This window comes from Aquibacillus saliphilus (assembly GCF_020404745.1).
GTDB lineage: Bacteria > Bacillota > Bacilli > Bacillales > Amphibacillaceae > Aquibacillus > Aquibacillus saliphilus.
In genome coordinates this window covers 153,954-169,420 of the sequence record NZ_JAIZAP010000007.1, presented here as the reverse complement: position 1 = coordinate 169,420, position 15,467 = coordinate 153,954, and the positions used below count along the sequence as shown (strand labels likewise).

The following is a 15,467-nucleotide window of genomic DNA, read 5'->3' as shown; positions in this document are numbered from 1 at the left end:
TTTAAATAACAGTTAATTGCTTTTTCTGAATATAAAACACTTTCTTCTTGCGTGTTGAACAATTATTTATATAAAAAACAAGTTGTTTCACAGAAAGAAACAATCAATAAACTTGATTGTTTCTTTCTAGTCCTATTTTGACTTATCAAATATTAAGTTTACTAAACGTGCACTAGCATTCCCATCTTCCAATGCACAATAATTCTCAACAAAGCTATCATATAAATCTTTATATTCATCTGAAACAGACTTTATATTGTTAATACTATTAACTACTTCATCGGTTGATTTTAAGAGTGGACCTGGCGCTTCCTTTTCAAAATTCATATAAAATCCTCTAATTTGGTCACGGTATAAATCTAAGTCATACGTGAAGTAAAGAATTGGCTTCCTAGTATTCGCAAAATCAAACATTACCGATGAGTAATCGGTAACTAATACATCAGTTATTAGGTATAGCTCTTGTATGTCTGAGTATTTCGAAGCATCAATTGCAAAATCAGTTAACTCTTTAGGGATTTTTAATTTATTACTAACCACAACATGCATTCTGAGTAATAAAACATATTCATCACCTAATGTTTCTTTCATTTTCTCTAGATCAAGTTGAATCTCAAATAAAAACTTGTTCTTTTTTGATGTTTGATCATCTCTAAATGTTGGTGCATAAAGAATTACTTTTTTGTCTTTAGGAATGTTCAATTTACTTTTAACTCTACTTGCTATATCTAAGGATGCACTATTATAAAAAATATCGTTTCTAGGATAACCTATTTCCATGATATTTCCTTCATATTTAAATGCACTTCTGAAAGCTTCCGATGCATATGGACTAGGTGATATCAGATAATCCCACGTTTGTGTAGCCCGGTAGACTCGATCCAGATAATCATCACTACGCCCTTGAACATTTTCTATATCAAACAGCATCTTTTTCAGTGGTGTTCCATGCCAAGTTTGAATATAAGTAGTTTCTGGCCTTTTTATAATATAAGTAGGGAAGTTCTGATTATTAACCCAAAACCTTGCTTTTACCAAATAATAAAAATACGATGGGCTTAACCGTTTGATTTTAATTGTATTATTGTCATGAAAAGGTATTTTTTGGTTGGTAACCCAGACAAATTTATAACCTAAATTCCTCCTTACTAATTCCTCATAAATGTAGCGCGGGCTGTCTGAGTATTGTTTACCAACCCCACTTTCAAACAATATTAATTTTTCATCTACCGGAAGAATTTTCTTACCTAAGTTATAAAACAATCGCATACTAGGATAATAATATTTGCTTTTTCTATAGCGTTTAAATATTTTTTTGTAAATATTGCTTTCTAGAATACGATTACCTTTATCTTTTGTAAAGTTGTCTATTGCCTGATAAATTCTTTCTGAAGATAATTGGTCTTTATAATCTAAGAATTTTGCTGCTCTAATTCTTAACGATTCCTTCATTTTGAAATTCGATTTAGCATACTCCTCAACCAGTCCTAATATTGCTTCATGTTCATAAACAATATCTCCAGGTAAATCATTATCTAAATCTAAATGAGAGCCTTTTTTTCCAATAAATCTTTGACGGTCAAATTGATAATACACAATTGGTTTTTCCAAGAAGCTAAAGTCAAAAGCTACACTTGAGTAATCAGTTATCATCATAGAACTTTCTTTTAATAAATCCTGGACATCCTCTTCCCCTTGATTAATTACTTTAACCGGGGCATCTTTAAAATATGATGTGAATTTTTGCATGTTCGGGTGTAGACAAAAAACAACTTCAAAATTGTATTCTTTAGCTAATTGATGCAAGTAGGGATCATTTACCAAGCTTCTATATCGTTCAAAATATATACTAGCTAAAAATTTTTCATCCGTTACTAACCACTCACGCCATGTTGGTATAATCAATAATTGACGTTCTTCTTTAATATCAGAATTAAATAGGGAATCGAATCTTGATAAACCCGTCACCTCTACTTCGCTTGGTTTATAACCGAAGTCGTTTATAATAAGATTTTTTTCGAATTTTGAACTTGTTAGAAATAAATCTGTATAAAAGCTAGGAGATTTTTTCCCATAAAAATGAACAGTATTTTTCGTTCCAATTACTCCATGTTGAAGAAAAACCTTATATGCTTTCACCTTATTCTTAAATTCACTTGTTCTTAAAGGATAAATGTAATCTGGATGATGAGAAGAAATAACACGTGTTGACATCAGTGTGTACTTAATATGCTTTTTGGATTTATAGTATAGAATGTTACCAAGATCTTTAATGTTTTTCAGTTCAGGTGAATTCTCATCAATGACATAATATATATTTTTATTCTTATGTTTTTCTCTTGAATATTTAAAAAAATGATATCCAGTATCTTGTGCTTTATAAGGTCTTTCTCCTACAATCCAAATGTTTTTGTTTTTATAAAATGGTCTGATTAACCAAGACCACCTCATCATTCTCTGTAAATAGTTGTATTCAGAGCGATCAAATTGGTCTATTTGTAAAGACAAATTAAATTTTTTGACAGTGTAGTATGGACTAATAGCAAAAACATCCCTATTTCTTATAGCACTAATATCTTTTTTAAACTTGATGTTTTTATACGTTGGATTACCAACTCTTATGAGTATGGGGTCTTCATGGTCATGTAATTCCAACTCCAAATATATATCATATATATCTTCGTTCAGTTGATTTTCGTTGAATAACTCATTGAAATTTATATGATTATTAAATTGATATCTATTTAGCCCAAATTTTCTCTTTATTTCTTCCACAATTGGATTAAGCGTGGTTGGATATTCTACTCTACTATTATTATCTCTACCCCTGATAACCAGCTTGGCATTTGTTACATCGGAATTTTTAGTAAATACTTTTCCACTTATGTCCATAGAATGTTTATTTGTAGTTATAGATTGTAGTTTCATTTTTAGATTTGGTCTGACATCATGATTTATTTTTACCGAGATATTCCCTTTTGTAGAGATATAAAACAAATACTTAGAATCAAAAATTTCAATAGGTTGGAATCCTTTACGAATCGTTTCTTCAAATTTCCCTAGTCTAACTCTATATTCAAAAGTTTCCTCAAGCTCTTGGATAACTGTTTCAGACTTAGTTTGTAATGAGTTATACTCCCTTTCATCAATATCATCTTTAGAAATTATGATATTCAAGTATAGATCAAAAACATCTCTTTCTCCCCATTGATTCATATCAATTAACTGTTCATAATCAATTTCAAAACTAAATTCAGAGGAGATTGATTTCATAGGTATTTTAATGACTCTACCTCTGTCGATACGAGATACAAACCATAATTCCTTAACCTGATAATGGGGTTTTCTCAAACAACCATTAATCGTCAATCTTTGATTAGCTTGTATAATAGTAAGTTTCTGCTTTAACTTTATAGGTGACTTCTTTGGACTTTTAGTTCCCTTCAAGATTTGACGAACCTTGGACTTTATTTTGTTCATACTAACCCCTTCTTTTTATGTAATCTTTATAGTTTAGTTTGATTTTTTATTTCTGAAAGATAATTATAATTCTTATCATCATTAAATTCAACTTATGTCACAATATGTATATTCCTTTTAATATTTAAGACAAAAACTACCAAAATAGACCATCAAAAGTTTCATTTTCTACAAAAAAAATTAAAGAATGTCAAAATATACTTAACATTTTTTGTAATAACTGGGATAATAGATTCTGAGAAATATTAACTTTAATATAGTAGGGAGGAATATAAATATAAACATCATCTTACATGTAACATTTCTAATGTTGGCATAGTGAATCTATTATTTTTCAAGATTATCTTTTAAAGTTGAATTCTCTTATTAATAGATAATCAACATTATAGAAATGAAACCATGGATTGGAGGCCTAATAAGTGAGTAAACTAAAATTAAATATCGTCTTTGTTATTACACTACTTTTAATCGGATTTATCTTTCCAACCAATACTTTAGGTGCTACAACTTATTATGGAGTTAGTATAGCTGAACAAACTATAGTTTATGCAAATACATCATCAAGTTCCGAAAAGTTAAAGTCGTATGACAAGGGATCTATCTTAAAATACCAATCCTATTCAGATGATTGGTATAAAGCCACCGTCTATATTAACGGAAAGCCTCATACTGGTTACATCCAGAAGAAAGATGTCGAAAATGGAGATGTTAATCCTAGTACGCTTCATGGTGTTACTACTGAAGCTCCGACTACTGTTTATTCAAAAGGGTCTACGGATTCTAATAAACTGAAGTCTTATGACAAAGGATCCATCTTAAAGTACGAATCTTTCACTTCTGAATGGTATAAAGCTAGTGTCTATATTAATGGTAGCCTTAAAGATGGTTACATCCAGAAGAAAGATGTCGAAACTGGTGATGTTAATCCTAGTACACTTTATGGTGTTGCTACTGAAGCTCCGACTACTGTTTATTCAAAAGGGTCTACGTATACTAATAAACTGAAGTCTTATGACAAAGGATCCATCTTAAAGTACGAATCTTTCACTTCTGAATTGTATAAAGCTAGTGTCTATATTAATGGTAGCCTTAAAGATGGTTACATCCAGAAGAAAGACGTCGAAACTGGTGACACTAATCCTAGTACACTTTATGGTGTTGCTACTGAAGCCCCGACTACTGTTTATTCAAAAGGGTCTACGTATTCTAGTAAACTGAAGTCTTATGACAAAGGGTCCATCTTAAAGTACGAATCTTTCACTTCTGAATTGTATAAAGCTAGTGTCTATATTAATGGTAGCCTTAAAGATGGTTACATCCAGAAGAAAGATGTCGAAACTGGTGACACTAATCCTAGTACACTTTATGGTGTTGCTACTGAAGCTCCGACTACTGTTTATTCAAAAGGGTCTACGTATTCTAGTAAACTGAAGTCTTATGACAAAGGGTCCATCTTAAAGTATGAATCTTTCACTTCTGAATTGTATAAAGCTAGCGTCTATATTAATGGTAGCCTTAAAGATGGTTACATCCAGAAGAGAGATGTCGAAACTGGTGACACTAATCCAGATACCTTGTATGGTTACGCTAAACCAACTACTATTTATTCCAAAGCTAGTACCTATTCAAATAAATTAAAATCCTATAGTAGGGGGGAAAAGTTGAAATACCAATCTTTCACTTCTGAATGGTATAAAGCTACCGTCTACATTAACGGAAAAACCCATACTGGCTACATTACTAAGTCAGATGTCAGTCAGGAAAAAGAAACTTCTACTACCACTACTTATAACCATACCTTAGACGAATTTGTTACTGCACAACTAAACAAAGGTGGACCACAAACAGATAAATATCGTAATAATCCCGCCTATGTTCACAGTTCACTTGTTAATATTGAAACTAGTGATGCTATCTCAGGTGATGGCGTTCGACTTCGTACAGAACCCAATACCAGTGGCGGGGATGCAACTGTAGAATATAAAGTTAACACTGGGACAGCTATTGAAGTTGTTAAAGAGGTTGAAGGTGAATCTATAGGTGGTGATACGAAGTGGTATGAGATAAAATATAAAGATGCCACATTGTATGTTCACAGCTCTTTAGTTGTTAAAGAAACAAAAGCAGCAAAATTAACTACTACCAGCAACATCCGAGAAGAAGCAAATACAAGTAGTCATATCTATGCTAAACTTAGTAGTGGAACTGAAGTCGGTATTCTCAGTGAAGTTACTGGTAGTGCGGTGAGTGGGGACACAAAATGGTACAAAATTGGCATTGGACCTTGGCGGAATGCCAAACGTAACGATGTAAAATATTATGCTAATCCAAGTAATCAAGATGAATTTCAATTTCTAGTGTTGTCAGGATCTGCTGGCTTATCAGCTAATGATTTAAAGCCAGTTTTAGCTAACAAAGGAATTCTTGACGGAACAGCAGAAACCTTTATTTCTGCTAGTAATAATTCCAATGTCAACGAAGTGTACCTCGTTGCTCATGCATTTTTAGAGACAGGTAACGGTGGTTCTACACTTGCCAACGGTATTTATGTAGATCAAAATGGTAATGTACTTCGAGATAGTAATGGTAACCTTATTACTAAGAGCAGTAGTGCTCCTTCTGGTTCAACCAAAGTTTATAATATGTTTGGTATAGCTGCCTATGATAGCAATCCAATCAACGGAGCAACAAAGAAAGCCTTCCAAGAGGGATGGACAACTAAAGAAAAAGCAATTATTGGTGGAGCGAAATGGATATCCAATAAATATATGGATAATAAATACAACCAAAACACTTTATACAAAATGAAATGGAATCCTATTAGTCCTGGAACTCATCAATATGCGACCGACATTGGTTGGCCGTCGAAGCAAGTAGCTAGAATTAAATCTTTGTATGATATGCTACCAAATGCAACCTTGAATTTTGATATACCTAAATTCAAGTAAATATCTAGCCTAAGTCTATATAGACTTAGGCTTTTTAAAACTCTATAATCCTCTATGATTCCTTCCATGCATGGAACTTATAATAATTTAATATTTTCACTCTCTTAAAATAAATGATAATTACATAGCAATTTTTCACTACTATCATCTAAACACAACTTTTACCACTTGTATGTTCAATCGAGAAAGATTACAATGAACTAATAAGAATTGTAAAGTTAGTGTAAACACACTGTAAAGTTCATGTGTTAATATAGTTTTAAGTTTTAATAGATATTTGATAATACTAATATCTTTATCTTAGGAGGAATAGAAATTGAAGAAAATAATCACTTATGGCACATTCGATTTAATTCATAATGGACATATAAATATTCTGCGTCGTGCTAAAGAGCTTGGTGACCATTTAACTGTTGCCATTTCTTCTGATGAATTCAATGCAATTAAAAATAAAAAAGCTTTTCATAGCTATGAAAATAGAAAAATAATCTTAGAAGCAATCCGATATGTAGATGCGGTTATACCTGAACATGAATGGGAACAAAAAATTGATGATGTGAAAAAACACGAGATTGATATATTTGTCATGGGAGATGACTGGGAAGGTAAATTTGACTTCTTGGAAGACTATTGTGAAGTTATTTACTTACCACGTACGGTTGGTATCTCCACTACTCAAATCAAAACTGAACTTGGTAAAGCAAACAATGGCTAGAGAATTAATTATCTCTAGCTATCTATTTATTTTCAGGATAATCTTTAACATTTGCAAACTATTTTCATTAAAAGAGAAAACAACTTTTGTTGCATCATTTGGTGATAATGTAGAATATGTTTCTGAACAACTACAGAAATCATCAAACGAACAGATCATTATTTTAAAGAAGGCTAGTTGTCGAGTAACATTCGAAGAAAGTGAAAATCTGAAAGTACTAGACTTTGAAACAGGGAATCTTAATCATTTCTTTCAATCAATCTATCACTTAGCCACGTCCAAAGTAGTGTTTACTGACAATTACTTTGGATTTTTATCTGTAACAGACTTTAAGTCAAACGTTGTTTGTGTACAATTGTGGCATGCAGCAGGCGCTATCAAGAAGTTTGGATTAATGGATCCCTCTATTCAACTTCGTAGTGAACGAGCAAAACAACGCTTTAAAGATGTATATGAAAGATTTGACTATGTCGTTGTTGGTTCAGAGAAAATGAGTACTATTTTCCGACAAAGTTTCGGATTAACTAATGAGAACATTTTGCGTACTGGGATACCACGGACTGACTTCTTTTTTGACACTGATAAGGTGAATAGGAGCAAAAGTGCTGTATATTCATCCTTGCCAGCTATAAAGGGGAAAAAGGTAATAATGTATGCACCTACCTTTAGAGATGGAGAGTTGAATTCTCCTAATATCTTTTTAGAGGTTGAACAAATGTATCAGGAATTAAGCGATGACTATGTGCTCTTACTGCGTTTACACCCAGCAGTCAAGTTTAGGTTAGAAAATAAATATCCTGATTTTGTTTATGATGTATCTGGTTATCAAAATATTAATCAACTACTTTTAGTGACTGATTTATTGATTACTGATTATTCGTCGATTCCATTCGAGTATTCACTTCTAGGCAAGCCAATGATATTTTTCACTTATGACTTAGATAGTTATACAACTTCACGAGGTTTCTGGGAAGATTATCAGTCCAATTTACCTGGACCAGTAGCTAAAACTACAGGTGAGGTTATCAAAGAGATCAAGAAAAATCAATTTGACATGGACAAAGTAAGTGCTTATGCAACGCAGTGGAACCAGTATTCCAGAGGGAATGCTAGCGAAAACATTATTAAATCGGTTTATGGTCAAGAAGAAGAACAAGTTGAGGCAACTAATTAAAATAGTATTTAAATTCGGATGAGAAAAGATTACTACCCCCTATAACAAATCAAATTCAAATTGTAATTGATTTCCCCTTGATTTTACCATAGGTAGAATCAAGGGTTTGCTTCATCCCTCTTACATGTACATTGATATGTCTCTCATCATCTCCAAATTCGTCTTAGAAAGTATCTGGTTTAACTAAATCCGTAAAATAGCCATGAACGCCTATCTCTTTATAACTTTTCATTTCATCTACATCATTAAGAGTGTAAATATAAACATTTATATCCTTAACAGCCAACTTTTGAATGAACCTTTCATTCGCTCTCTTTCGAGATAGGCTTACGACACGAATATCATTGTCTTCACAAAACTGAATAATAGAACTATTTGTGTACTCTTCACGACCTATTACATAAATCAAATCATGAAATCCATATTGCCTAATAACTGAAAGATTGTCTTCGTAAAATAATTGTGGAATAAGTCTGTTAAAATCACTCTTGGCCATATCTCTAGTAGCTTCTCCAACCTCTTTATAAATTACTTTTGTATCTTCTACAGATGTGACTTTTCCATCTAAAATTAAATAAATATCTTTAAATTCTTCTAACAATTTGATAATCATTTTAAAATCCATAGCCGTGTACTTGTCATAGTATGGAAGACTCATAAACTTCTCATAAGAAAGAGGTTTGTTTGTCACAAAATTATCCTGTCCGTAGTTTTCTTCCCAACCATGACGAGCAACTAATTCACCATCACTTGTTATTGAAATATCAATTTCAAATAACCTATAACCTTCCTCATAACTTTTTCGAAAGGCCTCAAGGCTGTTTGTGTACACGACACCATCTATATCACCAGCCGCATGAGCAATAAATTTATTTTCGGTCCAAGAATATGAATCATTTATTTCATTCCCAGTACAACCAGTGAAGATTAATAATAAAGAAATAACAATTATCATCTTTCCCAGAGGTAACCACCACCTTATAAAGAAGTAATTTCATTATATCAGAAGTTTTAGATACGATCTTTAGAGTATGAAAGATTATCTCTAAAGTAAATAGATAACTGAATATCGCACTAATGAATTCCAAATTCATACAACGTGAGATTCTACCGTTGAATCCTGCTAATGAAAGACTAGTTCTTACCAAGAACGTTACAGAAAGTGCTATGTAAATGCAAAAAAACCACCTCTTTTGAGATGGTTTATTTTTTCACTTTACTTCCTTTTACCAAACTAAGTATCGGTCTGTATTTATCACTAATAATACCTGTCATTTCAACTGTTATTTCAATAAGTAATGCAAGCGCAAAGAATGTAATCATTGATCCCCACATCGTCGACTTCGTGAAGATAATTGCTGCTACACTAAATAATGCGCTCATCGCATAAATTAAAATTACTGTTTGACGGTGTCCAAATCCAAGTTTAAGTAAGCAATGATGTAAATGTAACTTATCTGGTGAAGACAACGGCTTTTTTTGAATGTAACGACGGACAATTGCAAAAAATGTGTCTAAAATTGGTACACCTAAAATGGTAATCGGAACGATAAGAGAAAATAACGTTGCATTTTTAAATCCTAAAACAGACAAGACACCTATCATATAACCTAAAAATAAAGCACCGGTATCACCCATAAATATCTTTGCTGGATGGAAATTATACGCAAGAAATCCTAGTGTGCTACCTAAAAGCATAAATCCAATAAAGGCAACAAAAATATCTCCTAGTGAGATTGCCAGTCCTGCAATTGTAAGTAACGCAATTGAGGATACTCCAGCAGCTAACCCATCTAGACCATCAAGTAAATTTATCGCATTAGTAATCCCAACAATCCAGAGGATCGAAATAGGAATAGCAAAGTAACCAAACTCGAGTGTCTCTCCAAAAGGTAAGTTGATGAAATTAATTTGAGCTCCACCTAGAACGACAATGCTTGCTGCTACTATTTGACTTACAAACTTAATCTTTGCTGATAAATTATATAAATCATCTAGTATTCCTGTTGCCGTAATCAGTATTGCACCAGCTAGAATTGGCCAAAAGTAGGGACTATCTGGATTAAAGACCACAAACCCAACCATAAAGCTAATAAAAATCGCCAATCCGCCTAAACGTGGCATTGTCTTTAAATGGACTTTCCTATGATCTGGTTGATCAACTGCTCCAATATAAAGTGCGAATTTTTTTATAAATGGTGTTATCGAAATTGATATAATCAAGCATATTAATACTATAGCTACATATTCCATCTTAACTTTCCCCCTGAGACCATACCAAACTTAATATAACGTACATATAATTAGACGTTAACTAAGACTAAAAGTTTCATATATGAGTTAATTTCATAATCACAATATCAAGCCATATAGAAAAGGTAATCCTGGATGGCAGTAAATAAGTATTATGAAATTGATTATTAATTTTTTGTAAATTAATTCAAATGTGCTCTAGTTACTATAGCACATTTAAAAGTAAAATACATGTAAATTCTTAAGACAAGAATAGACCATTTCCCTATATCAGCCAAATTAAACACCAGTATTATTTTTCAACTGCCATCTCCATGCACCTTCACACATAGTCACAAGATCTCTATCTGCTGACCAGTCTAACTCCTGTTTAGCCTTGAATGTAACCTGCTCGACCAGTAACTACTATTATCAAAAGTCCCACTCCTAATCCAAATTAGAAACGAAGTCCTTCATCTTTCCATCTCTTCTTTCTATCTGATGTCCATCCTGCAGTTCAACTTTGACATCATGTTGTAAATATTTCTCGAATTCTTTTTTCACTAACATCTTTTCCTTACCGGTTAACTTCTTCTCGACGTAGACTAGTATTTCGCCAACTTTATCCTGGTGGGCTTGGTAATTTAACGTTAACTTTTCATTTAAGGCCAAGTTTTTAAATACATAATAAAAGACTAAGCTAGGATAGTTGTCTTTTTTACCTTTGATTGATTTTCCTATCCTTCCCATGACAGCTTCAATAATAGAATGCTCTCGTCCACACGAACACTTCTTTTCTTTATTTACCTTTATGTAATCACCTAATTTGTATCGAACAATTGGAAAGGATTTTGACAGTAAATTAGTTATAATTGCTTCACCATTTTCTTCTTCAACGATTACATTTTCCATCGTAATATGCATGTTCCCTGCTGGGCATTCAAATGCAATAATTCCCGCTTCAGCTGCACCGTATTCATTAATTATTTTCTTACCAAATGCCTTTCTAACTTCTTCATGATACTTATCAAAGATCTTTTCTGATGTGCCTTTAATCATTTTTAGATTGTACTTTTCAGGTACGCCCTTTTGATTAACTATTTTCGCCACTTGATAAATCATTGATGAATAGCCTTCAAGATAAGCCGCTTTCTTTAACTTATTAGTGAAATTCAGTACATCCTCTTCTTTATAGGAGAACAATCGAAATCTGTTAACTAAAAAATCTGCTAGCTTTATTTTTCTGCTTTTTTTGGCATCGATATTATAGCCCCAAAAGTAACCATTTCGCTCCCATGGTTTTACGTTATACCACGAGTAGCCTCTAAAAATGGCTGACCGATGTCTGGCATCCCATTCCTGGTCTCGATAAAAAACCAATGGTTGACCAGTGCTACCTGAAGTCTCCGAAAAAAATAACTTTCTAAAGCCTTTATTTATTTGTATGTCATTATTAAAATTTAATAAGTCCGATTTCTCTGTAACAGGAAACTTTTTTAAATCTGCTAATGTTTTAAGTTGGTCTGGAGTTACATGATATTCATTGAACTTCTCTCGGTAAAATTCAGAGTTATTATAAGCCCAATTTAATAATTCTCGACATTTTTTGAGCTGGTATTTCTCTAATTGTTTGATGTCCCATTTATCTGTTTTCCTTAAAAATCGTAGACTTGAAAATATCTTCTTATTTCTTATTAATGTACCAACTAAGAACACCAGTTTAGCTAACACTTGATTCACCTCCTCTTAACAAGCTTCATTTGTAACTTAGCCCAGAAAAATTTACGAGAACTATATCTGTTCAGGAAAAATACCCGGAACCAAAAATGCAGCACCGGGTGTAGTTTGGAGATCTCAACAACTAAAAATAGGTTTTTTTGATGGCACGAACAGCATAGTTAGCAAAATACCAAGAGGCGCTGACCGTATTTAATTTTTCCAGCCTGCGATACACATGCCAATTTTTTTGGGCTGCCTTTATTTTATTACTAGAAATAGAGCCTGATACTTTTCGGTAATGTGCTAACGTTTTGTTTAAACCAAATGCTTTTTTCCCGCTTCGAAGTATCTTCAGCCATAATGCAAAGTCTTGTCTTGATTTAATATTGGGCATCTCAACATCTTCTATTTTATCCTTATCTAGTATGACAGTTAAACAGCCTACTGTCCCAGGGCTCCTAAGCAATGATTTGTATGTAACTTCTTTTGGAACAAAAATCTTTTTAACTTGATTGACATTACCTTCTTCATCCATAATTGAATAGCTACTAAAAGTAAACGCATAATTGTTTTTAGTCATAAAAAGGATTTGTTCTTCTAATTTATTATCTGTCCATAGATCATCACTATCTAAAAAAGCTATAAATTTACCCTGAGCACTATTAATGCCAGCATTTCTAGCAACAGCTGCCCCACTATTTTCCGCTAGGCGAATCAGTTTAATCCGATCGTCTTTTTGCCTCTTCTCTTCCACAAGCTCAACAGTTCGATCAGTGGAACAATCATCAATGATAATCATTTCCCAATTTAAATACGTTTGTTTTTTTACCGAATCAATTGTCGATCCAATAAATCTTTCTGAATTAAAAGCTGGGGTAATAATGGATACTAATGACTCGTTTCTCGTCATCACCTAGGTCTCCTTATACGTTTTCCTTGTAATGCTTCTTCAATCCTTCTTGCATTCTGTTTCCATGTGTAGTTTTGTTCAATGAACTTGCGAGCTTTTATCCCCATATTCCTAGCCAAATGTTCATCCATTACTAGTGTTAAGATTGAATTGGTGAGACATGCATCCGTATTTTCCTTCAGCAAAATGCCATGGTCATGTCCAATTAAATCAACACATTGACCTAGCGCAGGAGCAACCACCGGTTTTCCTTTTGCCATGTATTCCATAACCTTAAGTGGAGAAAAGTGAAAGAAATCAATGGTATGATACGGAGCTACTGCAATATCAATCACATCTAGTATGGAAGGTATTATAGTATAGTCCTGAAAACCCGTTATATAAACATAGTCTTGCAAATTATATTGCTTAATTTTCGATTCAGTCTCAGCTCTTCTATCCCCATCACCAATGATTAAATACCTTACCTCTTTATTTTTTTCAAGGATGTCTGGAAAGATCTCAATGATTCTCTCTGCTCCATGCCAAGACTTCAAGCTACCTAAAAAACCAATGACCTTCTTGGTCGACCATAATTGTTTAATACTTTCTATTTCTTTTGGCAACGTGGTATTAACAGTAAATTTGTCCATATCTACGCCATTTGGAACAACTAAGGTGTTTTCAAGGTAATAGTTTTTATTGGAAAAATACCGTTTTAACTCATTTGATACTAGTAATACTAAGTTTGATTCGTTGAAAATATATTGTTCAGAAGCAGTAACTAATTGTTTAAGATAAAACCTATTGGCAATGTTCCGCTCATATTCAATCGAGCCATTGATTTCATATACAATTGGTACTTTATATAATTTAGCAGCTAAAATTCCGCTTATATCATAGATTGAGTACCGATAGATAATCAGTTCAGGCTTATACAGAATCAAATAGTAAATTAATCTTAAAAATCGAATCACCACCATTACTAATGATTTCAATTCTCTTAGTACACTTGAACGACGGTTTTTCTCCTTGTTCACTGAGTTATTGACATTTGTATATTGCGTGTTATTGATAGACAGGTCTTTTGTAATTACATCGTTTCCTAATAGCTCCATTGCATGAGCAAACTCTTTGGCATGAATTTTCGATCCTTCTCCTGATGAGAACCAAGACATGTATAAAATTTTCAACAAAATCATCCTTTGTGCTTACGTCTTCCTATAAAAGGTCATTTTCAAATAAGAATTCTGCACTCCCACGTTTGTTTTGTCTAAAGCATGTAAATAATAACATCAAATCTTCCATTTAATTTTTAAGTGTTGGTAAAGATTAATTGACTAAAACTTAATAACAAAAGACATCGTTTTTAGCATTCGATTGCTATAGTTGAAAGGACTACACTCTTTCTTTTATCGATTAACTTATAGATTCTATAGTTATTACCATTCCGACGAGGTTTTAAAATCCAAGTCAAAATAGATACCAATCTTGTATAAGGCTTTTAGATAAGGAGACTCGAAAATGATTTCACTCTTGTTACCAACACTCGGGACATCTCAACAAGACCTTAAGCAACTATTTAATAGTTTAGAGAGCCAGACGAATCAAGACTTTGAGCTAATTGTTATCAGCCAAGACAATCACAATGTCATAAACACCCTGCTAGCCGGATATAGTTTTTCTTTTAACCATATTGAACTAGACAAACGAGGGCTATCTCTTGCAAGAAATGTTGGTTTAGAACATGTAAACGGGGATATTCTTACCTTTTCTGATGACGATTGTTGGTATAAAGAAGATGCTTTTGAATATATAGAACAATTTTTTAAACGTCCTTCACGGCAAATAGCTTGCTTTATGCATAAGGATCCGATTAAAAACAGATATCCTAAAGTTTATCCCGTTGAGGAAGAAAACAATATTTCAAGGAGAAGAGTTTTACAACAAGCATCGATCGATATTTTCGTTCAAACGAAAAGAGTTCCCGATTATACCATTGGCTTTGATGAATCATTTGGACTTGGCACTAGATATAAGTCCGGGGAAGAAAACATATTTCTAATGGATTTAAAAAACAAAGGATACCAGATTGACTATGTGCCTAAACTACTATCGTATCACCCGATAAAGGATACTTTGCATATATTCGACGTGGAAACATTAGTTGGTAAGGGACCCATGTTCAAACGTTTGTTTGGAAGATTTCAAGGACTAGTACTGTTGGTAGCATTCATTATAAAGAATTATAATTTGATTAAAGAAAAACGCTCGATAGCTAACTGTTTTCTAGCATTTTTCAACTACTAA

General features: G+C 32.9%; 10 protein-coding genes. 4 read left to right on the top strand and 6 right to left on the bottom strand.

All coding sequences use genetic code 11. The annotated features are described in order from the left end of the window. Positions 1 to 132 precede the first annotated feature (132 nt). A complete protein-coding gene (locus LD272_RS09365) occupies positions 133 to 3,480 on the bottom strand; it encodes a CDP-glycerol glycerophosphotransferase family protein (RefSeq protein WP_226036343.1) in 3,348 nt (1,115 codons plus the stop codon). A gap of 419 nt (positions 3,481 to 3,899) precedes the next feature. Here LD272_RS09365 and LD272_RS21620 point away from each other — a divergent pair, with 419 nt between their 5' ends. The 3 genes from LD272_RS21620 to LD272_RS09350 all read left to right on the top strand — a co-directional run bounded on the left by LD272_RS21620 (position 3,900) and on the right by LD272_RS09350 (position 8,317). Continuing rightward, positions 3,900 to 6,428: a glucosaminidase domain-containing protein gene (locus LD272_RS21620; protein ID WP_226036342.1), complete on the top strand. Its 2,529-nt coding sequence runs from the start codon at positions 3,900 to 3,902 to the stop codon at positions 6,426 to 6,428. A 316-nt stretch (positions 6,429 to 6,744) separates the two neighbouring features. Then, positions 6,745 to 7,143, top strand: coding sequence for a glycerol-3-phosphate cytidylyltransferase (gene tagD / locus LD272_RS09355; RefSeq protein ID WP_226036341.1), 399 nt, complete (start codon positions 6,745 to 6,747; stop codon positions 7,141 to 7,143). Continuing rightward, entirely contained in the window at positions 7,136 to 8,317 is a 1,182-nt protein-coding gene (locus tag LD272_RS09350; protein WP_226036340.1) for a CDP-glycerol glycerophosphotransferase family protein, read from the top strand. Before tagD ends, LD272_RS09350 begins: the two co-directional genes overlap by 8 nt. A gap of 163 nt (positions 8,318 to 8,480) precedes the next feature. On the opposite strand, the gene LD272_RS09345 is transcribed toward LD272_RS09350, so the two are convergent. The 5 genes from LD272_RS09345 to LD272_RS09325 all read right to left on the bottom strand — a co-directional run bounded on the left by LD272_RS09345 (position 8,481) and on the right by LD272_RS09325 (position 14,350). Further along, positions 8,481 to 9,272, bottom strand: coding sequence for a glycerophosphodiester phosphodiesterase family protein (locus tag LD272_RS09345; protein ID WP_226036339.1), 792 nt, complete (start codon positions 9,270 to 9,272; stop codon positions 8,481 to 8,483). 248 nt (positions 9,273 to 9,520) lie between these two features. Next, a complete protein-coding gene (locus tag LD272_RS09340) occupies positions 9,521 to 10,570 on the bottom strand; it encodes an MraY family glycosyltransferase (RefSeq protein ID WP_226036338.1) in 1,050 nt (349 codons plus the stop codon). A gap of 426 nt (positions 10,571 to 10,996) precedes the next feature. Continuing rightward, positions 10,997 to 12,280, bottom strand: a complete 1,284-nt coding sequence (locus tag LD272_RS09335) for a phenylacetate--CoA ligase family protein (protein WP_226036337.1) — start codon at positions 12,278 to 12,280, stop codon at positions 10,997 to 10,999. Between the two features lie 130 nt (positions 12,281 to 12,410). Next, positions 12,411 to 13,178 (bottom strand): glycosyltransferase family 2 protein, encoded by a 768-nt coding sequence (locus LD272_RS09330; protein WP_226036336.1) that lies wholly within the window; start codon positions 13,176 to 13,178, stop codon positions 12,411 to 12,413. Next, entirely contained in the window at positions 13,178 to 14,350 is a 1,173-nt protein-coding gene (locus LD272_RS09325; RefSeq protein ID WP_226036335.1) for a glycosyltransferase family 4 protein, read from the bottom strand. The genes LD272_RS09330 and LD272_RS09325 overlap by 1 nt, the downstream gene beginning before the upstream one ends. 331 nt (positions 14,351 to 14,681) lie before the next feature. Here LD272_RS09325 and LD272_RS09320 point away from each other — a divergent pair, with 331 nt between their 5' ends. Continuing rightward, entirely contained in the window at positions 14,682 to 15,467 is a 786-nt protein-coding gene (locus LD272_RS09320) for a glycosyltransferase family 2 protein (protein WP_226036334.1), read from the top strand.